Here is a 25,369-nt window from a genome sequence, read left to right on the forward strand (position 1 = left end):
TTTTTATATATTATGTATTGCATATAAGTTATTTTTGTTATATAGTATATAACATATAATAAAACGTATAGCACATATTGAAAAATAAAGTATTTACATTAGGGGGTTACTATTTGTATGGAAACTAGAAAATACGTATATCTTTTTAACGAAGGAAATGCAAATATGAGAAATTTACTTGGCGGGAAAGGGGCAAATCTTGCCGAGATGAAGAATTTAGGAATGCCTGTTCCAGAAGGCTTTACATTGTCTACAGAAGCTTGTACAAAGTATTATGAGGATGACAAAAAGTTATCAGAAGAAGTAATGAATCAAGTTTATGAAGCACTTATTAAGATTGAAGAAACAACTGGTAAAAAGTTTGGAAGTGTACATAATCCTTTACTTGTTTCAGTTAGATCTGGAGCTAGAGTTTCTATGCCGGGAATGATGGATACAATATTAAACTTGGGATTAAATGATGAAACTGTGGAAGGCTTAAGTAAGCTAACAGGAAATGATAGATTTGCTTATGATTCATATAGAAGATTCATTCAAATGTTTTCTGATGTTGTTATGGGGATTGAAAAGAGAAAATTTGAAGATATTCTTGATGAAGTTAAAGCACTTAAAGGAGCTAAATTTGATAATGAATTAACTGCAGCAGATTTAAAAGATGTTGTTAATAAATATAAAGATTTATATAAGAAAGAAATGGGAGTGAATTTTCCACAGAATCCAAAGGAACAGTTATTAGAAGCCATAACAGCTGTATTTAGGTCATGGGACAATCCTAGAGCTATAGTTTATAGAAGACTAAATGATATTCCAAGAGAATGGGGAACGGCTGTCAATGTTCAATCAATGGTATTTGGCAATATGGGAGAAACTTCAGGAACAGGAGTTGCATTTACAAGAAATCCTGCTACTGGAGAAAAGGCTGTATTTGGTGAATATTTAATAAATGCACAGGGAGAAGATGTAGTTGCAGGTATAAGAACTCCTCAGCCAATATCAAAATTAGAACAGGATTTACCAGAATGTTATAAACAGTTTATGGAAATAGCAGGAACCTTGGAAAATCACTATAAAGATATGCAGGATATGGAGTTTACCATTGAACAAGGAAAACTATATTTCCTTCAAACTAGAAATGGAAAGAGAACGGCTCAAGCTGCATTAAAGATTGCTGTGGACCTAGTAGCAGAAGGTCTTATTACAAAGAAAGAAGCAATATTAAAGGTTGAGCCTAAGCAGCTAGATTCCCTTTTACATCCTAGTTTTGATCAAAATGAATTAAAAAATACTGAGATTATAGGAAAGGGTTTACCTGCTTCACCAGGTGCTGCTTGTGGTAAGGTTTATTTTACTGCAGAGGATGCTAAGAGACATCATGAAGAAGGTGAAAAGGTAGTACTTGTAAGACTTGAAACATCGCCAGAAGATATAGAAGGAATGGTAGCAGCTGAAGGTATACTTACAGCAAGAGGAGGAATGACTTCTCATGCTGCAGTTGTTGCAAGAGGAATGGGAACTTGCTGCATAGCTGGATGTGCTGATTTAAAAATAAATGAAGTAGATAAGACCTTTGAACTAAGTGGAAAGCTATATAACGAAGGGGATTATATATCCTTAGATGGCAGTACAGGAAATGTTTATGGTCAAGCTATCAAAACTACTGGCAATGAAATAAGCGGAGACTTTAAAACCTTTATGATTTGGGCTGATGAAATAAGAATACTAAAGATTAGAACCAATGCGGACACTCCTAGAGATGCTGAAAATGCTGTTAATTTTGGAGCAGAAGGTATAGGACTTTGTAGAACTGAACATATGTTTTTTGATGAAGATAGAATACCAAAAGTTAGAGAAATGATAGTTTCAGAAACAGAAATGCAGAGAAGAAAAGCACTTAATAAATTGCTTCCAGTGCAGAGAGAAGATTTTATAGGAATTTATGAGGCTATGGAAGGCAAACCGGTAAATATAAGGTTATTGGATCCACCACTTCATGAATTCTTGCCTCAAGAAGATGAAGATATAAGAGATTTAGCTAAGGAAATGAAATTGGAGTTTGAAAGCTTAAAAGCAACAATTGAATCCTTACATGAAGTTAATCCTATGATGGGTCATAGAGGCTGTCGTCTTCCTGTATCATATCCTGAGATAGCGGAGATGCAGGCAAGAGCTATAATAGAAGCAGCTATAGATGTTAAGAAAAGAAAAGGCTATGATATAGTGCCAGAAATAATGATACCTCTTGTTGGAGAAATAAAAGAATTAAAATTTGTAAAAGATATAGTTGTAAGAGTTGCTGAAGAAGTAATTGCCAGTGAGAAAATAGATTTAAAATATTTAGTAGGTACCATGATAGAAATACCAAGAGCGGCTATTACAGCAGATGAAATAGCTAAAGAAGCTGAATTCTTCTCCTTTGGAACAAATGATTTAACTCAAATGACCTTTGGTTTTTCAAGAGATGATGCTGGTAAGTTCTTAGGAGACTACTATGATAAAAAGATATATGAATTTGATCCATTCCAAAAATTAGATCAAATAGGTGTAGGTAAACTTGTTAAGATGGCAGTAGGACTTGGAAAACAAACAAGGCCAGATATCCATCTTGGAATATGTGGAGAACATGGTGGAGATCCATCTTCTATAGAATTTTGCCATAATGTTGGATTAGACTATGTGTCTTGTTCACCATTTAGAGTTCCAATAGCAAGACTTGCAGCAGCACAAGCTCAGGTGAAAAATCCAAGATTGTAGAGTAATAAATCCAGTATTACAAGCATGGATTAAAGAACTTTAAAAAATGGACATTTAATACTATATGTATTATAAAAAATATAGGGTATTGTAAATTTAAATCATTGTTGATTTAAACTGCAATACCTTATTTATATTTAGTAATCTAAGATTTTATGCTTTTTACTTGGAATATAATTTTTAGGTGCATTTTTATAGCAGAAAAAACTATTAAACTTGGTCAATGCGGAAAGTTCAACATTTAGGGTTGTTTGTTTTCTTTTTTTTATGAATACTAAATAGTCTTTATAATTATTAATTATCTCCATATTTAATTTCAAAAGCTTTTTACCACTGCTGATATAGTACCAATCAATAAATTTTTGTATACACCTTGAATATGTTTTAATTGTACTAAAACTTTTATGTTCTTTATATAATAGATAGTTTTCAAATTTTTCTAACACGTATATTACCTCCATTGTGAACAAACATTATATGTCCGAGTTATTTTTGTTTTTAAAAATTGTCCTTTCAATATAAAGCAAATAGTTTATCAACGTTTTGTTTGAAATTTTTTTTAATAGTTTTATTGTTAAAGGTCGTACCGGTCATACCAATTATTTATTTGAAGTTAGTTTATCACGTTTTGCAGCATATTGCAATAAATAAAAAAATATATCATTGCAATGCATTAAAAAAAGTGGTAGACTAGCATTAATATTTAAAGTGGTATGACCGGTATAACCACTCGTGCGTAAAAATTATAATAATAAGATAAAAAGCTAAAAGTATTTTATTTTGGAGGAAATTTTGAATGCTTAATAAAACAAATAATACCAAGGTATATGAAAAGGTAATAGAAAAGATTAAAGATTTAATAGAAAAAGGTGAATTGACATGTGGAGATAAATTACCTTCTGAAAGAGAGTTGTGTGAACAACTTAATGTGAGCAGAACATCGGTAAGGGAAGCTTTAAGGGTTTTAGAAATATTAGGAATTATTAAATGCAAAATAGGTGAAGGAAATTTTATAAAAGACAGTTTTGAAGATAGTTTGCTTGAACCACTTTCCATGACATTTATGCTTCATGGAAGCAAAACAGATGAAATTTTAGATTTAAGAAAGTTTACTGAACCTGGAATGGCAGCATTAGCAGCAAAAAACATAAATGATAAGCAGCTTAAAGAAATAGAAGAACTAGTTAATTTATTAAATATCACAGAGAATGAAGAGGAATGTGCAGAACTAGATAAAAAAATGCATTATAAAATTGTTCAGGCATCGGGAAATTACTTGGTTTCTACTATGATGTTTGCAGCATCAACTTTGGTAGAAACATATATTGAAAATGTGTTAACTAATATGTTTCGAAATGTAGAGAATAAAAATATACTTAAAAAACAACATGAAGATATAATTCAAGCTATAAAAAAGCATGATTCTGCGGCTGCATCTATGGCTATGCTAAAGCATCTGGAATATACAGATGGTTATATTAGTAAAATAATCAAAAATAAATGATACTGAAGAATCAAGTGATTCTTAGACTCAGGTGGAGTTTGCCTGTGAGGAATACCTCTCTACATCTGAGTCTTAGAAGAACTTATCCAGGCGCGTAGCAGTGCTTATCCACAACTTGAAAAAGATGGGGATATTAGCAATGGTAGCGATCGGATAAAAGAGTTGCTTATAAAACTTGATAACTATTATGGTTGAAAAAAGAATGAATCAGTTAAGAGATTAACATTTAACAAGTTCTGTACAATGAGCATATCGAAGGGAATGAGTATAAATATGGAGAATGATAAAAATTTATCAGAAAATAAAAATTCAATTAGTAGATTATTGAGTTCAATTGATAATTTACTACGGGATGAGAAAGAAAGAAAATTTAGGATTAAATTAGGAAATAGAATAAAAGACTGTATTTTTACTGATGAGATTATGGCAGAGTTAAATGAAAGTGATTTTTCAGGATTAATTGATGAAGAAGAAGAAATAGTATTCCTTTTTTCTATGTTATTTCCAGTATTTGTAGAGAAGGAGGGAGTTACATTTAGATTATATAGACATAAAATTGAAGTTGATTTATCTGATGATATGAGGGATAGATATATTTATATATTTTCCGATGGTAGGTTGACATCAGGATTGTTTGAAAGTTTTAGACTTTATGATGATGAATATGTTTATGGAATAAAACGAATAATTAATGTAATTCCGCTCCTTAAAAAATCAATTAAAGAAGCATTAATTGATTTTGAAGAAAATGGAGGCCAACCTAAAGAAAAGATACAACATCTTAAAAATAAGGGTATAATAGCTAAAAAAAATTTCGATGAATTATCTGAGATGTTAAGAAAAAATATCTAATTTTATATATGTTAATTTTACTATAAATCTTTCATTATTCTCAGTAGGGGCATTACTTTTTGCTCAAAAAACTGTCGCACTAATTTTTTAGTGCCACAGTCCCTTCTTTTTTTATAAATTGTTTTTGGTATAAGATTGCAATAATTTGATTAAAATGTTAGTATAAATATGTATCATATATTCTGTAAATTATATTTATATTTTTAGGAGGGGATTGTTATGAATAAACCAGTTTTATCAGCACATTTTGAATCAAGAACACCATCAGATGTCAGATTGGCACAAATGAAGTATGATGAGCGTGAGGTTAAACCTGAAGCTGTAATAAATGTAGGTATTGGAAATGTTTCACTTCCAACAAATCCTGCTATGCAGAAAAGAATGTTTGCACTTAATGCTCCTGAAAGCCCATTTGCAAAGGGTGTTGTAAGATATTCAGGAACTGCTGGTTTTGAAGAATGCCAGAATGCATTTAAAAATATTCTTTCATGTGAAGGCTTTGATACTAGTAAATTATTAGTTCAAGTAACAGACGGCGGATCAAGTGGTATGGAATTAGTATTACTTGGTGTTTGCGGACCTGCAGGTACTGATGAAAAGCCTTTTATGATGATAGACCCAGCATACACAAACTATATTTCTTTTGCAGAAAGAATAGGACGTAAAACTGTTACAGTAAAACGTAGTTTAGGTGAAGATGGCAAGTTTAGTCTTCCAAAGCTTGATGAAATTGAGCAAACTATTAAAAAGAATAATCCTGGAGCACTTCTTGTTATACCTTATGATAATCCTACAGGACAGCTTTATGACTATGAAACACTTAAAGGACTTGCTGCATTATGCGTAAAATACAATATGTGGATGGTTAGTGATGAAGCTTATCGTGAACTATACTATACAGGTGACAACAGCCTAGTAAGTATCTGGGGAATTACTGATGCAGATGTACCTGGTATAGAGGGAAGAAGAATAAGTTTAGAGACAACATCAAAGGTATGGAATGCCTGCGGTTTAAGAATCGGTGCTGTAATTACTGATAATCCAGAATACAATAATCGTTCAATAGCCGAATATACTGCAAACCTTTGTGCTAACGTAATCGGTCAGTACATATTTGGAGCATTGGCACATGAAAGCAAGGAAAGTATTATTGGATGGTGCAAGAGTCTTCGTGAATACTATAAAGACATTATATTCAAAGTATATAATGGTTTGAAAGAGCAAGAACCAGGCTTAATCGTTTCCAGTCCTGATGCATCTATATACTCAGTAATTGACGTTAGAAACGTTGTAAAACCAGGATTTGATGCAATTGACTTTGTTCTTTACTGTGCACAAAAAGGAGCTGTAGATTGCAATGGAGTTCAAACAACTCTTCTAGTAGCACCTTTAAAAGGATTCTATGATATTCCAGCAGGAGAGAATAATCCAGGAAGCACTCAGTTCCGTATTTCATTCGTAGGAACTCCTGAAGACATGATGAAGGTTCCTGAGTTATTTGTTAAACTTTTAAGACAGTACGAAGCAAGCCGTTAATATAACATATAAATAAAAAAACATGTTTTTCCCTCAGACTAAGTTAAGTCTGAGGGAATTTTTGGTGTTCAGAAAATTTAAAAGATAACTGTATAAAAAATAATATAGAAAATTATAATTTATAATTTAAAATCTAATATTTATACAAAAACTTTACATATTTAATGTATAAATATTAGCTTATGAATTATAAGTAGAAAATAATAACTTATGAAAAAAAAGAAATTTAGTGTATAATGGAAAAAAGGTTTGACAAACAGAAGCTAATAGTGAAAGCTGTCAGAAAAGATTGATAGTAGTATATATACTTTTAAAGGTAGAAAACATATGAAAAAGGGGGGAAGATAAATGCGTAACGAAAAGACAGTTGGTGTGATATATGCAGTTGCAGCGTATACATTATGGGGTGTTTTGACTATATATTGGAAGTTGATAGATGGTGTATTTCCAATAGAGATTTTATCCAACAGAATTGTATGGGCTTTTGTATTTACAGTTGCAATTATTGCAGCAACTAAACAATGGGGAGAGTTAAAGCGTATAGCCAAGGATAAGAAGCAAATGCTTTATATCTTTATTGCATCTATTCTCATTGCTTTTAATTGGGGATTATACATTTGGGCTGTTAACTCAAATAGGATTATTGATGCAAGCTTAGGATATTACATTAATCCATTGGTTGCAGTAGCTCTAGGAGTGGTTATTTTCAAGGAAAAGTTGAGTTTGTGGCAGGGAATTGCCCTTTCTACTGCTTTTTTTGGAGTTATAATTAAAACATTGCAATATGGTAAAATTCCATGGATTTCATTAGGACTAGCTATTTCCTTTGGGTTATATGGTGCAATGAAGAAGTTTGTTAAAGCTAATTCCATAGTTGGGTTAACATTAGAGACAACCATGATTACTCCAATTGCAGCAGTATACATAGCATCAAGGCAATTTAGTGGGGTAGGTGCTTTTGGGAGAGAAAGTGCAGTAGTAATCTTTCTACTTATAGGGTCTGGTATAGTTACAGCTGTTCCACTGCTGCTTTTTGCAAGTGCAGCAAGAAGACTACCTTTGTCAGTGATTGGATTTACACAATACATTTCACCAACCATAAGCTTGTTTATTGGAATTTTTATGTATCATGAAGGTTTTACAAGTATAGATATGGTAAGCTTTGTATTCATATGGTCAGCACTAGTAATGTATTCTCTTTCACAAATAAGTTTAAATAAAAATTGACAAGCTATAAGATTAATTAACTAAACTTTTTCAGAGGACAGAGGACAATTGACAGAGGACAGTGAAGGATGATTTTTCTCCGCTTTGCTACGAAAAATCTTTAATTAAATTTTTAATGGTTCATTTCGCTAAAGCGAAATATTGCTGACTTATATAAATTCGAAGCTTGTTTTGCTTTAGCTAAATAAGCTTAAAATAAATTAGTTTTCTGACGTAAGGAGGAAAACTCACCTTCATTGTCCTCTGTCCTCTGTCAATTGTCCTCTAAAAATATTGATTGGCAATATTTTTAAACTGTGAAAGTTGAATAATTAACACAGAGTGTAAAATTGTATGTATTCAATATGAGGTGAATGATATGGAAAATTATGAAGAATTTATAACTTGTGCTTGGAATGAATTTATTAATAATGGATATATAAATCCTAAGGTAAGATGGGAAATAGCAGAGTCGTGGAAAAGGTGTATGGGCTATGAAGTAAATCCTATGGATGGAAAGGGAAATGATAAACATAAGGCCTCAGAAAAATTAAAGGTTGAAGAAAATGCACAATTAATTTCAGTGGCGCATCCTATAATTGAGAATATATACAACATTGTTCAAGGCTCAGGCTTTGCCATAATGCTTGCTGATAAGGATGGATATATAATGGACATAATTGGTGATGATGACATTATGAAGATGGCAGATGAGCTGAACTTTGTTAAAGGACAGCTTTGGACAGAAAATGTTGTGGGGACTAATGCAATTGGAACAGCACTATTTTTGGATAAGCCAGTGCAAACTATAGGAGCTGAACATTTTGGAATACATCAACACAGTTGGACTTGCTCTTGTTCACCTATTCATGATGAAGAAGGTAATATAATAGGATTTATTAATATGTCAGGAAATGTTCATAGTGCTCATTCCCATACGCTTGCTATGGTTACATCTGCAGCTCAGTTAATAGAAAAGCAGATGGCACTGACTATTTCAAATAATCTTATGAATATTACTTTTGATTCTATATGTGAAGGTATGATTGTTATAGATGAAAAATTAAATATCAAAAGAGTAAATGATAGAGCTGTTGAAATATTGGAGATAAGTTATAAAGAAATAGTGAAAATGAATATTAAACAGTTGATGAGTAGTGTGAACTTTAGTGAAATAATAGGTAAAAATATTACATCTTATAATAATGTAGAGTGTGATTTTTATATAAATACGAAAAGAGTGAAGTGCATCATAAATGCTGTACCAATGAAAGTAACAGATAAGGTTATAGGAATAGTTATAACCTTTAGAGAAGTGCAGGATGTTCATAAATTAGTAACTAAAGTAATTGGCTACAGTGCTTCTTATAATTTTAATGATTTTATAACTGAAAATGAAAGAATGAAAGATATAATAAACTTTGGTAAAAAAATAGCTAGAAGTCACAGCAATGTTCTCATTGAAGGAGAAAGTGGTACAGGTAAGGAACTCATAGCTCAATCCATTCATAATTATAGTGAAAGAAGAGAAGGACCTTTTGTTGCTGTAAATTGTGCTTCTATACCTAGAGAGTTAGTGGAAAGTGAACTCTTTGGATATGAAAAAGGAGCTTTTACTGGGGCTTCTAAGGAAGGTCATCCTGGAAAATTTGAAATTGCAAATGGAGGTACAATATTTTTAGATGAAATTGGAGAGCTGCCTTTAGATATACAAAGCAAATTACTAAGAGTATTGGATAATAATAAGATTATAAGAGTTGGTGGAACCTATGAAAAACAATTGGATATAAGGGTGGTAGGTGCTACTAATAGAAACCTAAAAGAAGAAATAAAAAGGAAGAATTTTAGGGAAGATCTTTATTATAGATTAAATGTGATGAGTGTAAAAACAATACCTTTAAATGAAAGAAAAGAAGATATAGATGTGCTAGTTAAGTATTTTGTAGAAATTTTAAATGCTAAAAGTAAGGATCAACATAAGAAAGTAAATAAAAGTTATTTAGATAAATTAAAAAAGTATAATTGGCCAGGTAACGTAAGAGAACTTAGAAATATAGTAGAGAGAGATTATTATTTAAGTGATGAGTATTTTGTTACTTCCTATAATGAAGAAGAGATGACATCTATTAAGGATGTGGATGTACAGGATAAAAGAGAATCAAGTATTATTCCAATGCAAATATTAGAAAAAGAAACTATTGAAAATGCCATTAGGATTTGCGAGGGTAACATAGTAAAAGCTGCAAATTATTTAAATATAGGCCGATCTACCTTGTACAGAAAAATAAAAAGATACAATATTAACAATGGTTAAATAAAAGTGTGCCAAAATGGGAAAAACAATTTTTACCTGTCAATATGACACAGTTTTAAATGTGTCAATATGATACACTTGGAATAAAAAGAGCTTGATAATAAGCTCTTTTTATTTTGGCATGATATTTGCTAAATATATCTGTGAATGAATTAACAATTATATTGAATTTGGAGGTATTATTATGAAAGCAGCATTATGGTATGATAAGAAAGATGTTAGAGTTGAAGAAATTGAAGAACCAAAGGTAGTAAAGGGATCAGTAAAAATTAAGGTTAAATGGTGTGGAATTTGTGGTTCTGACTTACATGAATATTTAGGAGGCCCTATATTTATTCCAGTAGGACAACCTCATCCTCTAAGTGGTAATACAGCTCCTGTAGTTTTAGGGCATGAATTCTCAGGCGAAGTTGTGGAAATAGGTGAAGGAGTTACAAATTTTAATGTTGGAGATAGAGTAGTTGTTGAACCAATTGTAGCTTGTGGTAAATGTCCAGCATGCAGAGAAGGAAAATATAATCTTTGCTCATCTCTAGGTTTCCATGGACTTTGTGGAAGCGGTGGTGGATTTGCAGAATATACTGTATTCCCAGAAGAATTTATTCATAAAATTCCAGATAATATGTCTTATGAACAAGCTGCATTAATAGAACCTATGGCAGTAGCACTTCATTCAATAAGAATTGCTAATTTTAAAACTGGAGATACAGCTCTAGTATTAGGATCAGGTCCAATAGGACTTGCAACTATCGAATGTTTAAAAGCAGCTGGTGCTAAACTTGTAGTTGTTTTACAGAGAAAATCAGTAAGACAGGAATATGCAAAAAGAGCTGGTGCAGACGTAGTTCTAGATCCAAATGAAGTTAATATAGCTGAAGAGGTTAAAAAGCTTACAGGTGGAGTTGGTGTTGATGTGGCTTTTGAAACTACGGGCGCTAAGATAGGTTTTGATACTGGACTTGACTCATTGAAGTTTGAAGGAACTTTGGTAATAACAAGTATTTGGGAAGGCGAGACAAGCTTCAATCCTAATGTTTTAGTATTCTCTGAAAAGAAAATAGTTGGAACACTAGCTTATAGACATGAATTCCCAGCAACAATTGCACAAATGAGTGATGGAAGAATAAAGGCAGAAGGATATATTACAAAGAAAATTCTACTAGATGATATAGTAGAAGGAGGCTTTGGTGCTTTAACTGGACCAGAAAAGAAATCACATGTAAAAATAATTATAACTCCAGATAAATCACTTTTATAGGAGTTTTATATTTGCTAGTCAGGTATTTATGGGGAAAAGCAAACCGCCGATTGTTATATCGGCGGTTTTTATTAATCTAAGAATAAATTTCTATTCTCTTTTTTGTATTATAAAAGAGTTTAAAACTTGTTTAATATATCCAAGTGTTTTTTGTGATACATCCTCTATTTTTAATTGATTTTCTGAATTTAAAACTTTTACCAGCATTCCATTATATAGCAGTATTGTCATTTCATTAACATCATTTAAATCTGACTTGTTTAAATAACCCTCTGATTGAATTTTTGATAATAATACTAAATTCCTTGCATATAAATCAGTACTTAAAAGCATTGGCATTAGTTCCTCTAGCTGTCCAACCAGTTCTTCAGGAAAAATGGAATAATACTCTTTAATTATCTGCGATATGGAATTATTGTGCTTTCCAAAAAAAATATTGTTATATATTTGAGGGCGTGAAAAAGAGTATCTGCAAAAACATTCCCATATCTTATAATACCTTTCAAGGCTGTTATTTGCTGATTTTATGTATTCTTTTAAGTTTAAGATATATTCTTTAAGATGCCTTATTGAGGCAAATAGTATAAGTTCATCTAGACTCTCAAAGTAGTTGTAAAGTGTAGCACTATTATATCCTGCCAAATCGGCAACTTTTCTTATGGTAACAAATTCAATTCCTTCCTCATCCATGATCTGAACAGCAGCATCAATAAAATAACTCATATTTCTATACCTTTTTAGTTCTCTTTTATCCATTTTGTCCTCCACAAATGTTTAATTGATATATTCTATTATAACATATAGTAAGTGTATTACTCAATCTTATAGGATGTATTTCAAATTTCTATAGCATGAAATCTTCAAATGCAGGCAATGCAATCCTTTTCAGCTTTATTTAAATTTATAATAGAATGAATTTGATAATTTAATAACAAACAATCGCGATTATTAAGCAATCACGATTGAAAAAACAAACATGATGTGATACTATTTATTCAAATAGTACTATTTAGACAATTTCAACAATTAAAAAATAATTTTTTATGGTAGAGGAGGTCCAATAATGAAACTTGAAATTGGAAATTTTCATGTTAAGGATATTGTTTTTGGCAACTCAACAAGTTATAAAGAGGGCATTTTAACAATTAACAAAAAAGAAGCTTTAGATTATGTATTGGAAGATGAACATATTACTGAGGCAGATCTCTTAATTGTAAAGCCTGGAGACAAAGTTCGTCTTGTTCCTGTAAAGGAAGCTATTGAATGCAGAGTTAAGGTTGATGGGTCTACATTATTTCCAGGTGTAACTGGAGATGTAATTCCAGTTGGAGAGGGTCGTACACATGCACTTAAAGATTGCAGCTTGCTTGTAGTTGGTAAGCATTGGGGTGGATTCCAAGATGGATTAATAGATATGAGTGGTGAAGGTGCAAAATACACTTACTATTCTCAGTTAAAAAACATAGTGCTTGTAGGCGATACAGATGAAGATTTCGAAAAGCATGAGCAGCAGAAGAAAAATAAGGCTTTAAGATGGGCAGGACATAAACTGGCCGAATATATAGGAAACTGTGTTAAGGATTTAGAGCCTGAAGATATTGAAACTTTTGAATTAGATCCTATTATGAAAAGGCCTGAAAATGTTCAAAAACTTCCAAGTGTTGTATTTGTTATGCAGCCTCAATCACAAATGGAAGAAATGGGATATAATGATCTAGTTTATGGATGGGATGCAAATCATATGGTTCCAACATTTATGCATCCAAATGAAGTATTGGATGGAGCTGTGATTTCAGGAAGCTTTATGCCATGTTCATCAAAGTGGTCCACTTATGATTTTCAGAATAATCCAACTATTAAAAGACTTTATGCAGAGCATGGTAAAACACTTAACTTCTTAGGAGTTATAATGTCAAACCTTAATGTAGCATTAGAGCAAAAGAAACGTTCAGCTTTATTTGTAGCTCAAATGGCTAAATCCTTAGGTGCAGATGGAGCCATCGTAGCTGAAGAAGGATATGGAAATCCAGATGCAGACTTCATAGCATGTATAGTAGCTTTAGAAGATGCTGGAGTTAAAACTTGTGGAATTACTAATGAATGTACAGGAAGAGATGGAGAATCTCAACCTCTAGTTTCTTTAGATATAAAGGCAGATGCTATTGTATCTACTGGAAACGTTTCAGAGTTGATAGAACTACCTGCAATGGAGACTGTTATAGGCGAACTACAATCTTTAGCTAGAGATGGTTTGTCTGGAGGTTGGTCAAATGATGAAATATTAGGACCTTCAGTAAGAGAAGATGGTTCAATTATTATGGAAAACAATGCTATGTTCTGCGGAGATCAGGCTGTTGGTTGGTCACCAAAGACAATGAAAGATTTTTAAGGAGGTGCAGTTTAGATGAAAAAAGCAATTTTATATTTGAACCAATTCTTTGGACAAATAGGTGGAGAAGATAAAGCAGATTTTCAACCAGAAATAAGAGAAGGATTAGTTGGACCAGCTTTGGAATTAAACAAAGATCTTAAAGATGCTGAAGTAACTCACACAATAATATGTGGAGATAACTTTATGGGTTCCAATGAAAAAGAAGCAGTAGAAAAAATACTAGGATTTTTAGAGGGAAAAGAATTTGACATATTCTTTGCAGGACCTGCATTTCAAGCAGGTAGATATGGAAATGCTTGCGGAGTTATATGTAAAGCAGTAAAAGAGAAATTTAATGTACCAGTAATATCATCTATGCACATTGAAAATCCTGGTGTTGAGATGTTCAAAAAAGATGTTTACATCTTTATAGGTGGAAATAATGCTGGAAGAATGAGAAAAGATGTAAAGGCAATGGCTAACTTTGGAAATAAAATACTTAGTGGTGAAAAACTTCTTTCTGCAGAAGAAGAAGGCTACTATGGAAGAGGCAAAAGACATCAAGTTTGGCTTGAATCAGGTAAACCAGCTGCTGATAGAGTAGTAGAAATGATGATAAAGAAATTAAACGGTGAAAAATTTGAAACAGAACTTCCTATTCCTAAAATGGATAGAGTTCCAATAGCACCAGCTATTAAAGACTTAAGTAAGGCAACTATAGCTTGTGTAACAACTGGAGGTATAGTTCCTGTAGATAACCCTGATAGAATTCAATCTGCTTCAGCAACAAGATGGGGTAGATATGATGTGTCAAAGTTAGACAGATTAGAAGGTGGAGTATTCAAGACAATCCATGCAGGATTTGACCCAGCAGCAGCAGATGCAGATCCTAATGTAATAGTTCCATTGGATGCTTTAAGAGCATACGAAAAAGAAGGAAAAATAGGCAAGCTTCATGAGTATTTCTATTCTACAGTTGGAACTGGAACTACTCAAGGAGAAGCTGCTAGAATGGCAAGAGAAATTATTGTACATTTAAAGGAAGCCAATGTAAACGCAGTTGTACTAACGTCCACCTGAGGAACTTGTACACGTTGCGGTGCAACAATGGTAAAAGAAATTGAAAGAGCCGGATTCCCAGTTGTTCAAATGTGTAATTTAATTCCTGTAGCAACAACAGTAGGATCAAACAGAATAGTACCAACTATTTCTATTCCATATCCACTTGGAAACCCTGCAGATTCTAAAGATCATCAGTGGAAATTAAGATATCACAGAGTAGGTGTAGCTTTAGACGCTCTTGCAACTGATATTGAAGAACAAACTGTTTTTAAAGTAAAGATCTAAATCAGTTAGACAGAGAGCCAAAATCTGTGATTTTGTGAGAATTACTTGCTCAATTTAACAAAAAGAAAATGAGTTTTATATAACTAAATAGGTCTTGTTAAAATGAATGAGACCTATTTAGATTAGTTTTGTGAAGGAGGAAAATTAATCATGTCAAATGAACAAAAGTCAAAAGACCGCTCAGTTCTGTATGTCTCTGCAGGTATAGCTCTGGTATTTGTAGCATTTAGTATAATCCTGCCTTCTCAAATGGCTAAAACATCGAATGGTGTGTTATCATTTTTAACTACTAATTTTGGTTGGCTATATCTTTTATCAGTATTTATATTTACAATATTTATATTTGTTATCGCTCTCAGCCGTTACGGTAAAATTAAGCTGGGGAAAGATGATGAAAAACCGGAATTTACAACTTTCCAGTGGTTTACTATGCTATTTGGAGGGGGAATGGGAATCGGAATGGTTTTTTGGTCCATTGCTGAACCAATGATGCATTATGCAGCACCACCTGTAGCAAAGCCAGGGACTCCACAAGCTATGCATGATGCCATGAGAATTGTATTTAATGATTTCGGTATTCATGTTTGGATTATTTACGGGGTTTGTGGTTTAGCTCTAGGCTATTTCCAGTATAGAAAAGGTCTTCCATGTTTAATCAGCTCAGCTTTCTATCCAATTCTTGGTGAGAAGGGTATTCGCGGACCTATTGGCAAAACTATCGATGTAATAGCGGTATTTGCGACTATGTTTGGCGTAGCTACTAGTTTGGGACTTGGGGCTGGTCAGATTGCAACAGGAATGCAATATATCTGGGGAATTAAAGCAACTCCTGGTCTTACTGCTATTGTTATCGCAGTCATGACAGTGATATTTACACTAGCTACTGTATCCGGACTACATAAGGGGCTGCAGGCTGTTGCTGACATAAAGATATGGCTTTCAATTGGATTTATGGTATTTATTTTCCTATTTGGTGGAATGGTATTTATACTAAATACTTTTACTCATACCCTTGGTGATTATCTTCAAAACTTTATCGGACAGAGTATGTGGATGGGCAATATTGAATGGACTAAAGCTTGGCCTGTATTCTACAGAGCGTGGTATATTGCATGGGCAGGATTTGTAGGTCAGTTTATAGCACGTGTTTCCAGAGGCCGTACTATTCGTGAATTTATACTTGCATCAGTATTCTTGCCTTCTGGTTTCTGCTTCATATGGCTTGCAATCTATGGAGGAGCTGCATTTAATCTAGATGCAATATCAAACGGTGCTATCTCGGCAGCTGTTAAAAACGATATTTCGACTGCTCTCTTTGTAACATTGCAACAAATGCCACTATATGCTATTACTGCACCGTTGGCACTTATCCTAATCATTACATCCTTTGCAGGAGCTGCTAATTCAGCTACGTATGTATTGAGCATGTTGACATCTGGAGGAGATGAGAATCCAAGTAAAAAATTATGCGGATTCTGGGGAATTGCTCAGGGTGGTATCACTATAATGCTTATTCTAGTAGGAGGTACTGCTGCGATAAAGACACTTCAGACCGCTTCCATTGCTGCTGCCTTCCCGTTCATGCTGATTATGCTCGCTATGTGCTATACCATATTTAAGGCTCTTAAGGAAGAGAAAGTTTAAAGAAGAAATATTAGTATGTAAAAAGTGGTAAATAAAAATTAGATTTATCTTAATAGTAAATAAATATTATTAAAATATTATTTAAAATATTAAGTAAAGAAGGTGCAATATGAATAATATTTATGATGTTATTATAATCGGTTCCGGTCCTGCAGGACTTTCTGCAGCTATATACTCAGCAAGAGCTAGACTAAAAACTTTGATACTAGAGAGAGTCAAAGTAGGCGGACAAATTGTAATTACAGATGAAGTAGCTAATTACCCAGGATCAGTTCAGCATGCTACAGGACCAAGTTTAATTGCTCGAATGGAAGAGCAGGTTGAAGGTTTTGGTGCTGAAAGAAAAAAAGATAACATAAAAGAAGTTGATTTTAGTGGAAAGATAAAAAAATTAAAAGGTGAGAATGAAGAATACTATGCTAAATCTGTAATTATTGCTACAGGAGCTAACCCTAGAAAAATTGGTTGTCCTGGAGAAAATGGACTGATAGGTAAAGGTGTATCTTACTGTGCAACTTGTGATGCTGAATTCTTTGAGGGCTTAGAAGTTTTTGTAGTAGGTGGAGGAGATTCAGCTATTGAGGAAGCTATTTATTTAACAAAATTTGCTAAAAAGGTTACTATAGTTCATAGAAGAGATGAATTAAGAGCTGCAAAATCAATACAAGAAAAGGCTTTTAAAAATCCTAAAATTGAAATAAAGTGGAACTCAGTAATCACTGAAATAAAAGGTGATGGAATAGTAGAGTCAGCAGTATTTAAGGATACTAAAACAGGCGAATTGAGCGAATATTTTGCAGATGAAGAAGATGGAACTTTTGGAATATTTGTATTCGTTGGTTATTTACCTACAAATCAATTAGTTAAAGAACTAGTTGATACTAGTGAAGCAGGATATATTATAACTAATGATAAGATGGAAACTAATATTGAAGGTGTATTTGCAGCAGGAGATATTAGAGAAAAACCATTAAGACAGGTAGTTACAGCTGCTGCTGATGGTGCTATAGCTGCTGTACAAGCAGAGAAATATATAGAAAAAAATTTTGAAGAATAGAAGGTGAAGTTAATATGATAATTTTAGACAAAGAGACATTTAATGGTGAGGTTTTAGAATCTGAAGGTTATACACTTGTCGATTATTATGGAGATGGTTGTGTACCTTGTCAGGCTTTGTTGCCAGATATAGAAGAATTATCAGTTAAATTTGAAGGAAAAGTTAAATTCTGCAAGTTAAATACTACAAAGGCTAGAAGATTAGCTATTTCACAAAGAGTACTGGGACTCCCTACAATTATACTTTATAAAGATGGACAAAAAATTGAAGAAGTTATAAAAGAAGATGCTACAAAAGCAAACATTGAAGCAATGATAGTTAAACATATTGGTGCTTAATTAAGTATATTATACAAGGAGGAAGAATAATGAGTTTATTAGAAGGAAAAAAAATAATTGCAATAGGTGACAGGGATGGAATTCCAGGTCCAGCTATCGAAGAATGTGCTAAAAGTGCGAAGGCAGAAGTTGTATTTGCTTCCACAGAATGCTTTGTTTGAACAGCCGCAGGTGCTATGGATCTGGAGATCCAACAAAGAGTAATTGATTTAACTTCAAAATATGGTGCTGAAAATGTGATTGTGTTAATAGGAGGAGCTGAAGCAGAGGCTTCAGGACTATCAGCAGAAACTGTAGCTGCTGGAGATCCAACTTTTGCAGGACCACTTGCAGGAATTGCATTAGGTCTTGGAGTGTATCATGTAGTAGAACCAGAAATTAAAGATGAATTTGATGCAGCTGTTTATGATGAACAATGTGGAATGATGGAAATGGTTCTTGATGTTGATGCAATTATTAGTGAAGTAAAGCCTATTAGAGATGAATATTCAAAGTACAATAAATAGTTATAGGCAACTTTAACGGTCTAAAAATGGCATGCAGAAATGCATGCTGTTTTTGAATATACAATAACTGAACATAATGAATGGAGGTTTTAAAAATGAGTTTTCCAGTAATAAAAAAAGCGGCTTATGTATTAGTAAATACACCAGATATGATATTGCACAATGGTACTACTCAAACCTTAGAAAGAGAAACAAATCCAGAATCAGAATATTTAAAGGAGATACCAAATCACTTAAGATCTTTTGAAGATGTTGTTAGTTATGCACCAAATCAAACTTACATTGGAAACATGACTCCAGAAGAATTAAGTGAAAGAAAAAGACCATGGTATGATGAAAAGGTTGAAGGTTTATCTAGATTTGGTAAGTTTGGTGAAATCATGCCTCAGGATGAATTCTATGGTTTGATGAAGATAAGTGATGTATTTGATCTTGTTTTATTAGAGAAGAATTTCACAGAGTCTGTTAGAGAAAAGTTTAAGTCTCATGCTGTTTTAAAGATTAAAGCAGATGAATTAAAAGAAGGAATTGACTTATCTGAAATAGAAAAGCTGTTAGAAAATCATGTAGCTGAAGGATTATATGATAATGGCAAGCTTGTTGGTTGTGTAAAAAGAGCTCATGAGTTTGATAAAAATCTAACTTCACATATTATTGTTGAAAATTTAGCTGTTAAGGCTTCAGGAGTTCTTGCATTAATGCATCTGGTAAAGAATTCAGGAGTAGATGTTAATGAGGTAGAATACCTAATTGAATGTTCAGAAGAAGCTATAGGTGATATGAATCAGAGAGGCGGCGGAAACATAGCTAAGGCTTGCGGTGAAATTGCAGGAATTAAAGGTGCTACAGGCTCAGATATGAGAGGCTTTTGTGCTGGTCCTTCACATTCAATAGTTGCAGCAGCAGCATTGGTTAAAGCTGGAATTTATAAAAATGTAATAGTTTTTGCTGGTGGAGCTACTGCTAAGCTTGGAATGAATGGTAAAGATCATGTTAAGAAGGGATTACCTGTTTTAGAAGATTGCTTAGGAGGATTTGCAATACTAATATCTGAAAATGATGGTGTAAGTCCAATATTAAGAACAGATGTAATAGGAAGACATAGCATTGGACATGGTGCTGCACCACAAGCAGTTTTGGAAGCATTGGTTTCGGATCCATTAAGTAAGAATGGACTAAAAATTACAGATGTTGATAAATTTGCTCCAGAACTTCAAACTCCAGATTTAACAGAACCAGCAGGAGCAGGAGATGTTCCAACTCAAAACTATAAGATGATAGGAGCTTTAGCAGTAAAGAGCGGGCAATTAGAGAGAAAAGAGTTAGCAAATTTTGTTGTAAAACATGGATACCCAGGATATGCACCAACACAGGGTCATATACCATCAGGAGTACCTATAATTGGTCATGGTATTGAACATATAATGGCAGGAAAATTAAATAACTTTATGTTAATAGGAAAAGGAAGCTTGTTCTTAGGAAGAATGACTAACTTGTTCGATGGAATTTCAATATTAGTTGATAAGAATACTGGCGCATCAGAAAGTGACGAAGCTTCAGTTTCAAAAGAAGAAATTAAGAACATGATAGCTGAAGAATTGAAAAAATTTGCATCTAAAATGATGGAAGAATAAAGAATGGTTCATGTAGATGAAAGAACGTTCTTGATTAATTATAGATATAATTAATTATTGAATAGATGCTAATAAAAAAGGAGGGAGCAACGTGGAGCAAACTAAAAAAGTAATTGCAGAAGTATTTAGTGAAATAGCTGATGGAATTATAAGTGGAAGCTTCGGAAAAAGAGTTAAAATTGGATTAACCACTTTTGGTTCAGAACATGGTGTTGAAGAGATGGTAAAAGCGGCAGCACTTGCCAAGAGCAAATATGGTGATTTTGATATAGTTTTAATTGGACCTAAAGTTGAAGGTGACTTTGAGGTAGTTGAAGTTAGTGATGCTGAAGAAGGACATAAAAAAATGGTAGAATTATTAGATAATAAAGTAATAGATGGATGCGTCACTCAGCATTTCGATTTTCCTATAGGAGTATCAACAGTTGGAAAAGTTATTGCACCAGGTTTAGGAAGAGAAATGATAATTGCCACAACTACAGGAACAACAGCCACTCATAGAGTTGAAGGAATGATTAAAAACACTATAAATGGAATAGCCGTTGCAAAAGCCTGCGGTATTGAAAATCCTAAGGTTGGCATATTAAATGTGGATGGAGCTAGAGGTGTTGAGAGAGCACTTAAAGAATTGCAAAGCAGAGGATATAAGTTTACTTTTAGTGAATCCTTGAGAGCTGATGGAGGTTCAGTCATGAGAGGAAATGACCTGCTGGCAGGAACACCTGATGTTATGGTTTGTGATTCATTGACAGGAAATTTATTAATAAAGATATTTGCTTCATATACAACAGGAGGAAACTATGAAACTACTGGATATGGATATGGTCCAGGAGTAGGAGAAGGCTATGGTAAGATAATTAATATAGTATCAAGAGCATCTGGAGCTCCATTAATTTGTGAAGCATTAAAATATTGTGCACTTTCTGCAAAAAATAATTTAGTACAGCTTGCTGATATTGAGTATAAAAATGCTAATGCAGCAGGTTTAAAAGAAGTAATAGGAAAAATACTTGAAAAAGATAAACCAGCAGCTGCAGCAGAAGAAGTTAAGATGCCACCTAAAAAAGTAGTAACCTACGGAATACCTGGAATTGATATTCTTGAGCTTGAAGATGCTTGTAGATCACTTTGGAAGGAAGGAATATATTCTGAGAGCGGAATGGGATGCACTGGTCCAATAGTTTTGGTAAGTGAAGATGAAAGCGAAAACGCTGTTAATATACTTATAAAGAATGGATTTAAGTAGTCCTAATTTAAGGCCTTTTATATTAAGGTGATTTTATGGGAGAAAAAATAAAAATATGGACCAGACAAGATGCAAGCATTCTTGACATTTTAGAAGATGAAGGAAGATATATTGCAAAAAGAGAATATATAGAACGTAAAATGGAAGATTGTGCAAAATATTATCTTGAGGTGTATTCTTGGTACACTAGGAAAGCAAGTGAAATAGTTGATAAACCTCAGGATGTAAAATATCCTATATGGGTTTCAGTAACTTCTGATTTTATGCTTCAACAGACGCCTGATACGGTTATATTAGAGCTTTTAGTGGATAAGAATTTGGTTATTGTAACGGATTCAGAAAAATGGGGCAGAATAGTTAATTTATGGTATGTTCCGCTAAATAAGAAGGATGAAGATGCATATGATAAAAAACTTGAAGATTATGGAATATCAAATCACTCAAATGCATATATGAGCAGTTTTTATCCTCAACTTAAAAGTGAAATAATAAAAAGCTGGAACAGACTATTTGATAATTCTTATTCATTGTCAGATTTGAAGCAGGGTACAATTTGGGAGGTGAAAAAAGAATGGGTGCAAAGAGTGATAAGATAATATTGTATACTTCCCAAAGTCCCATAGTTATTAAAACTTTACTTGAACAGAAGGTATGCCATGTAAAAAGAGAATATATTGTAAAAAAGTATCAAGAGGTTTCCAGTATATTTTTAGAGGCATATAATTGGTATATAAATAAAGCACAAAATATTGTGAAAAAGCCTGAACAGGCTGAGTATCCATTTTGGACACATAATAAAATAGATTATGCTGGATGGTATCCAGGCAATTACCTGCTTTCTTTGGAAGTGCCTGTAGAAGAATGTGTTTTTTTTAGAGCTGAAGATTGGAATAAGATTTTAAATCTAAAATATTTAGCTGCTGATGAAAAAGATGAAAGAATACACAAAGATATGTTGACAAAGTTTAATATTTCAATTGAGTCAGACATATTTACCAAGCCTTTTTATCCAAATTTGAAATCAGAAGTAAAAAGAAGCTGGGATAATTTATTTAAATATCATGAGTTAATAAAGTTTGGAGACATGCAGGAAAAAAATTTACAAGCAGGTTTATGGGAACTTAGAAAAGAGTGGATTATTGATATTAAAGAAAATAACCTCTAGATATAAAGTTTTACATAATCTATTGATAATTGTTTAATGATGAAATGACCACTAAGCAATTATGAGATTAAGTAATACTTGCAAGATTTTTAGTTGAGAATTTACAGTGAAGAATGGTTTGACTTGAAAAACATTTAGCTTATTAATCGCTGTTAGTTCTCAACTATTTATTTTTAAATTTATTGCATATGGTAAGTTAAATGAAAGCTAGGATTCGATGAGCTTTTAAAATGCATGCTAAGTTTTGGGGATACTAATAATTCAAGAAATATAATCGGAGGAATAGGTATGTTTAAAATTATTGAAAAGAAAATGTTAGCACCAAATATCTATCTAATGGATATAGAAGCTCCAAGAGTTGCTAAGTCTTGTTATCCAGGACAATTTGTTATAGTAAAAATGGATGAAAAAGGGGAGAGAATACCCCTTACTATTTGTGACTATGATGCTAAAAAAGGAACAGTAACTATAGTATTTCAAACACTTGGAGAATCAACTAAGAAGATGGCAGAATATGAAGAAGGTCAGACTTTTTCAGACTTTGTTGGCCCACTCGGTCAGCCATCAGATCTTGTTCATGAGGAACTAGAAGAGTTTAAGAAAAAGGACATAATATTTATAGCTGGCGGAGTAGGTACAGCACCGGTATATCCACAGGTTAAATGGCTGCATGAAAATGGAGTTAATGTAGATGTTATAGTTGGAGCAAAATCAAAAGAACACCTCATACTTGAAGAAGAAATGAAGGCAGTATGCAAGAACTTATATATTGCTACAGATGATGGAAGCTATGGATATAAGGGACTTGTTACAAACCTTTTAAAAGAACTTATAGATAAAGAAGGAAAAACATATAATCATGTGGTAGCAATAGGACCAATGATTATGATGAAATTTGTAACTAAGCTTACAAAAGAATATGGTATTAAAACTATAGTAAGCTTAAATCCAATAATGGTAGATGGAACAGGAATGTGCGGTGCCTGCAGAGTAACTGTAGGAGATGAAGTGAAATTTGCCTGTGTTGATGGACCAGAATTTGATGGACACCTTGTAAACTTTGATGAGGCTATGAGAAGACAGACTATGTATAAAACTGAAGAGGGAAGAAAACTTCTAAAAGAAATAGAAGGAGATACTCATCATGGAAAAGGCTGCGGCTGTGGAGGACATAATGACTAATAATCATTATGTGTGCAAAAGGAATGCAAAGGAGGATAAATAATGGATAGAATGAAGAGAACTTCAATAAAAGAGCAGGATTCAAAGGTAAGGGCAACTAATTTTCAAGAGGTTTGCTTAGGTTATAGTAAAGAAGAAGCAATGCAGGAAGCTTCAAGATGTTTAAATTGTAAAAACCCTAAATGTGTAGGAGACTGTCCTGTAACTATAAGCATACCAGAGTTTATTCAGCAGGTTAAAGAAGGAAACTTTGAAGAAGCAGCTAAAATTATAGCTAAATCTAGTGCACTTCCAGCAGTTTGTGGAAGAGTATGTCCACAAGAAAGTCAATGCGAAGGAAAATGTGTACTTGGAATAAAAGGAGAAGCAGTAGCTATAGGAAAGCTTGAAAGATTTGTAGCGGACTGGTCAAGAGAAAATAATATAGATTTATCAGAAACAAAGCTTAAGAACGGTAAAAAGGTAGCTGTAATAGGAAGTGGTCCTGCAGGCCTTACTTGTGCTGGAGACCTTGCAAAGCTTGGTTATGAGGTAACGATATTTGAAGCACTGCATGAAGCAGGTGGAGTTTTGGTTTATGGAATTCCTGAATTCAGACTTCCAAAAGAAACAGTTGTTAAGCATGAAGTTGAAAATGTTAAAAAGCTAGGAGTTAAAATAGAAACTAACGTTATAGTTGGTAGGACTGTTACTATAGATACGCTCCTAAAGGAGGAAGGCTTTGATGCTATATTTATAGGCTCTGGAGCAGGACTTCCTAAGTTTATGGGAATACCAGGAGAAAACTTAAATGGAGTATTTTCAGCAAATGAATTCTTAACAAGAAATAACCTAATGAAAGCTTTCAAAGAAGAGTATGATACACCTATAAAAGTAGGTGAAAAGGTAGCTGTTGTAGGTGGTGGAAACGTTGCCATGGATGCAGCAAGAACAGCATTAAGACTTGGAGCAGAGGTTCATATAGTATACAGAAGATCAGAAGAAGAACTTCCAGCAAGAGTAGAAGAAGTACATCATGCAAAAGAAGAAGGTGTAATATTAGACATACTTACTAACCCTACAGAAATCATAGGAGATGAAAATGGATGGGTTAAGGGCATGAAATGTGTAAGAATGGAGCTTGGAGAACCAGATGCATCAGGAAGAAGAAGACCCGCTGAGATAAAAGGTTCAGAATTCATAATGGATGTGGATACTGTAATAATGTCACTAGGAACTTCACCAAATCCATTGATATCTTCAACTACTAAAGGCTTAGAAATAAATAAGCATAAATGTATAGTAGCAGAAGAAGAAACTGGTCTTACATCAAGGCAGTTAGTATATGCTGGAGGAGATGCAGTAACAGGAGCTGCTACAGTTATTCTTGCTATGGGAGCAGGTAAGAAAGCTGCTAAGGCTATTGATGAATATTTAAGTAGTATGCTTTAATCTCTTGTACGACTTGGATAAAGTAGT

Annotated in this window: 21 protein-coding genes; 19 read left to right on the forward strand and 2 right to left on the reverse strand. The window is 33.2% G+C overall.

Annotated elements, in window-relative coordinates:
• The first annotated feature begins 117 nt into the window (after positions 1-117).
• Positions 118-2,751: a pyruvate, phosphate dikinase gene (gene ppdK / locus Ccar_RS04415; RefSeq protein WP_007062190.1), complete on the forward strand. Its 2,634-nt coding sequence runs from the start codon at positions 118-120 to the stop codon at positions 2,749-2,751.
• A 137-nt stretch (positions 2,752-2,888) separates the two neighbouring features.
• On the opposite strand, the gene Ccar_RS04420 is transcribed toward ppdK, so the two are convergent.
• Positions 2,889-3,197 carry a site-specific integrase gene (locus Ccar_RS04420; protein WP_050759724.1) on the reverse strand — a complete coding sequence of 103 codons (309 nt, stop codon included), beginning with the start codon at positions 3,195-3,197 and terminating at the stop codon, positions 2,889-2,891.
• 350 nt (positions 3,198-3,547) lie between these two features.
• Here Ccar_RS04420 and Ccar_RS04425 point away from each other — a divergent pair, with 350 nt between their 5' ends.
• The 6 genes from Ccar_RS04425 (at position 3,548) to Ccar_RS04450 (ending at position 11,421) form a co-directional block, all read left to right on the forward strand.
• The gene (locus Ccar_RS04425) at positions 3,548-4,255 is read left to right on the forward strand and encodes a FadR/GntR family transcriptional regulator (protein ID WP_007062188.1); all 708 of its coding nucleotides are present in this window, start codon (positions 3,548-3,550) and stop codon (positions 4,253-4,255) included.
• 273 nt (positions 4,256-4,528) lie between these two features.
• Positions 4,529-5,107 carry a hypothetical protein gene (locus Ccar_RS04430; protein ID WP_007065143.1) on the forward strand — a complete coding sequence of 193 codons (579 nt, stop codon included), beginning with the start codon at positions 4,529-4,531 and terminating at the stop codon, positions 5,105-5,107.
• 219 nt (positions 5,108-5,326) lie between these two features.
• A complete protein-coding gene (locus tag Ccar_RS04435; RefSeq protein ID WP_007062186.1) occupies positions 5,327-6,643 on the forward strand; it encodes a pyridoxal phosphate-dependent aminotransferase in 1,317 nt (438 codons plus the stop codon).
• 348 nt (positions 6,644-6,991) lie between these two features.
• Complete coding sequence (rarD, locus tag Ccar_RS04440) at positions 6,992-7,870, forward strand: EamA family transporter RarD (protein ID WP_007062185.1); 879 nt, start codon at positions 6,992-6,994, stop codon at positions 7,868-7,870.
• 358 nt (positions 7,871-8,228) lie between these two features.
• Entirely contained in the window at positions 8,229-10,163 is a 1,935-nt protein-coding gene (locus tag Ccar_RS04445; RefSeq protein ID WP_007064137.1) for a sigma-54-dependent Fis family transcriptional regulator, read from the forward strand.
• A 184-nt stretch (positions 10,164-10,347) separates the two neighbouring features.
• A complete protein-coding gene (locus Ccar_RS04450; RefSeq protein ID WP_007064136.1) occupies positions 10,348-11,421 on the forward strand; it encodes a 2,3-butanediol dehydrogenase in 1,074 nt (357 codons plus the stop codon).
• A gap of 90 nt (positions 11,422-11,511) precedes the next feature.
• Here Ccar_RS04450 and Ccar_RS04455 read toward each other — a convergent pair whose 3' ends face one another.
• Positions 11,512-12,177 carry a TetR/AcrR family transcriptional regulator gene (locus Ccar_RS04455; RefSeq protein WP_007064135.1) on the reverse strand — a complete coding sequence of 222 codons (666 nt, stop codon included), beginning with the start codon at positions 12,175-12,177 and terminating at the stop codon, positions 11,512-11,514.
• A gap of 307 nt (positions 12,178-12,484) precedes the next feature.
• Between Ccar_RS04455 and Ccar_RS04460 the strand changes: the two genes are divergently transcribed.
• From Ccar_RS04460 to gltA, 12 genes are all read left to right on the forward strand, one after another.
• A complete protein-coding gene (locus Ccar_RS04460) occupies positions 12,485-13,810 on the forward strand; it encodes a glycine/sarcosine/betaine reductase component B subunit (protein ID WP_007064134.1) in 1,326 nt (441 codons plus the stop codon).
• Between the two features lie 15 nt (positions 13,811-13,825).
• Positions 13,826-15,139, forward strand: coding sequence for a betaine reductase selenoprotein B (gene grdH, locus Ccar_RS04465; protein WP_082141586.1), 1,314 nt, complete (start codon positions 13,826-13,828; stop codon positions 15,137-15,139).
• Between the two features lie 150 nt (positions 15,140-15,289).
• Positions 15,290-16,783, forward strand: a complete 1,494-nt coding sequence (locus Ccar_RS04475) for a glycine betaine uptake BCCT transporter (RefSeq protein WP_007064298.1) — start codon at positions 15,290-15,292, stop codon at positions 16,781-16,783.
• A 109-nt stretch (positions 16,784-16,892) separates the two neighbouring features.
• The gene (gene trxB, locus Ccar_RS04480; protein ID WP_048029919.1) at positions 16,893-17,840 is read left to right on the forward strand and encodes a thioredoxin-disulfide reductase; all 948 of its coding nucleotides are present in this window, start codon (positions 16,893-16,895) and stop codon (positions 17,838-17,840) included.
• Positions 17,841-17,854: 14 nt separating this feature from the next.
• Positions 17,855-18,178: a thioredoxin TrxA gene (gene trxA, locus Ccar_RS04485; RefSeq protein ID WP_007065249.1), complete on the forward strand. Its 324-nt coding sequence runs from the start codon at positions 17,855-17,857 to the stop codon at positions 18,176-18,178.
• Between the two features lie 29 nt (positions 18,179-18,207).
• On the forward strand, positions 18,208-18,684 hold the full coding sequence (grdA, locus tag Ccar_RS04495; protein ID WP_081449327.1) for a glycine/sarcosine/betaine reductase complex selenoprotein A: 477 nt from the start codon (positions 18,208-18,210) through the stop codon (positions 18,682-18,684).
• A 95-nt stretch (positions 18,685-18,779) separates the two neighbouring features.
• Positions 18,780-20,318, forward strand: a complete 1,539-nt coding sequence (gene grdC / locus Ccar_RS04500) for a glycine/sarcosine/betaine reductase complex component C subunit beta (RefSeq protein ID WP_007063949.1) — start codon at positions 18,780-18,782, stop codon at positions 20,316-20,318.
• Positions 20,319-20,409: 91 nt separating this feature from the next.
• The gene (gene grdD / locus Ccar_RS04505) at positions 20,410-21,564 is read left to right on the forward strand and encodes a glycine/sarcosine/betaine reductase complex component C subunit alpha (RefSeq protein WP_007063948.1); all 1,155 of its coding nucleotides are present in this window, start codon (positions 20,410-20,412) and stop codon (positions 21,562-21,564) included.
• Between the two features lie 35 nt (positions 21,565-21,599).
• The gene (locus Ccar_RS04510) at positions 21,600-22,160 is read left to right on the forward strand and encodes a DUF3841 domain-containing protein (protein ID WP_007063947.1); all 561 of its coding nucleotides are present in this window, start codon (positions 21,600-21,602) and stop codon (positions 22,158-22,160) included.
• Positions 22,136-22,729, forward strand: a complete 594-nt coding sequence (locus Ccar_RS04515; protein ID WP_007065250.1) for a DUF3841 domain-containing protein — start codon at positions 22,136-22,138, stop codon at positions 22,727-22,729. Before Ccar_RS04510 ends, Ccar_RS04515 begins: the two co-directional genes overlap by 25 nt.
• 288 nt (positions 22,730-23,017) lie before the next feature.
• A complete protein-coding gene (locus tag Ccar_RS04520; protein ID WP_034827081.1) occupies positions 23,018-23,911 on the forward strand; it encodes a sulfide/dihydroorotate dehydrogenase-like FAD/NAD-binding protein in 894 nt (297 codons plus the stop codon).
• A gap of 42 nt (positions 23,912-23,953) precedes the next feature.
• Positions 23,954-25,342 carry an NADPH-dependent glutamate synthase gene (gene gltA / locus Ccar_RS04525; RefSeq protein ID WP_007063944.1) on the forward strand — a complete coding sequence of 463 codons (1,389 nt, stop codon included), beginning with the start codon at positions 23,954-23,956 and terminating at the stop codon, positions 25,340-25,342.
• Positions 25,343-25,369 lie beyond the last annotated feature (27 nt).

It is taken from the genome of Clostridium carboxidivorans P7 (assembly GCF_001038625.1).
GTDB lineage: Bacteria > Bacillota > Clostridia > Clostridiales > Clostridiaceae > Clostridium_AM > Clostridium_AM carboxidivorans.

Coding starts and splice junctions, on each gene's coding strand:
- Ccar_RS04450 (WP_007064136.1), top strand. CDS start 10,348: ATGAAAGCAGCATTATGGTATGATAAGAAAGATGTTAGAGTTGAAGAA.
- Ccar_RS04430 (WP_007065143.1), top strand. CDS start 4,529: ATGGAGAATGATAAAAATTTATCAGAAAATAAAAATTCAATTAGTAGA.
- Ccar_RS04475 (WP_007064298.1), top strand. CDS start 15,290: ATGTCAAATGAACAAAAGTCAAAAGACCGCTCAGTTCTGTATGTCTCT.
- Ccar_RS04510 (WP_007063947.1), top strand. CDS start 21,600: ATGGGAGAAAAAATAAAAATATGGACCAGACAAGATGCAAGCATTCTT.
- Ccar_RS04455 (WP_007064135.1), bottom strand. CDS start 12,177: ATGGATAAAAGAGAACTAAAAAGGTATAGAAATATGAGTTATTTTATT.
- Ccar_RS04460 (WP_007064134.1), top strand. CDS start 12,485: ATGAAACTTGAAATTGGAAATTTTCATGTTAAGGATATTGTTTTTGGC.
- trxA (WP_007065249.1), top strand. CDS start 17,855: ATGATAATTTTAGACAAAGAGACATTTAATGGTGAGGTTTTAGAATCT.
- ppdK (WP_007062190.1), top strand. CDS start 118: ATGGAAACTAGAAAATACGTATATCTTTTTAACGAAGGAAATGCAAAT.
- Ccar_RS04515 (WP_007065250.1), top strand. CDS start 22,136: ATGGGTGCAAAGAGTGATAAGATAATATTGTATACTTCCCAAAGTCCC.
- Ccar_RS04425 (WP_007062188.1), top strand. CDS start 3,548: ATGCTTAATAAAACAAATAATACCAAGGTATATGAAAAGGTAATAGAA.
- gltA (WP_007063944.1), top strand. CDS start 23,954: ATGGATAGAATGAAGAGAACTTCAATAAAAGAGCAGGATTCAAAGGTA.
- Ccar_RS04520 (WP_034827081.1), top strand. CDS start 23,018: ATGTTTAAAATTATTGAAAAGAAAATGTTAGCACCAAATATCTATCTA.
- grdC (WP_007063949.1), top strand. CDS start 18,780: ATGAGTTTTCCAGTAATAAAAAAAGCGGCTTATGTATTAGTAAATACA.
- rarD (WP_007062185.1), top strand. CDS start 6,992: ATGCGTAACGAAAAGACAGTTGGTGTGATATATGCAGTTGCAGCGTAT.
- trxB (WP_048029919.1), top strand. CDS start 16,893: ATGAATAATATTTATGATGTTATTATAATCGGTTCCGGTCCTGCAGGA.
- Ccar_RS04435 (WP_007062186.1), top strand. CDS start 5,327: ATGAATAAACCAGTTTTATCAGCACATTTTGAATCAAGAACACCATCA.
- Ccar_RS04445 (WP_007064137.1), top strand. CDS start 8,229: ATGGAAAATTATGAAGAATTTATAACTTGTGCTTGGAATGAATTTATT.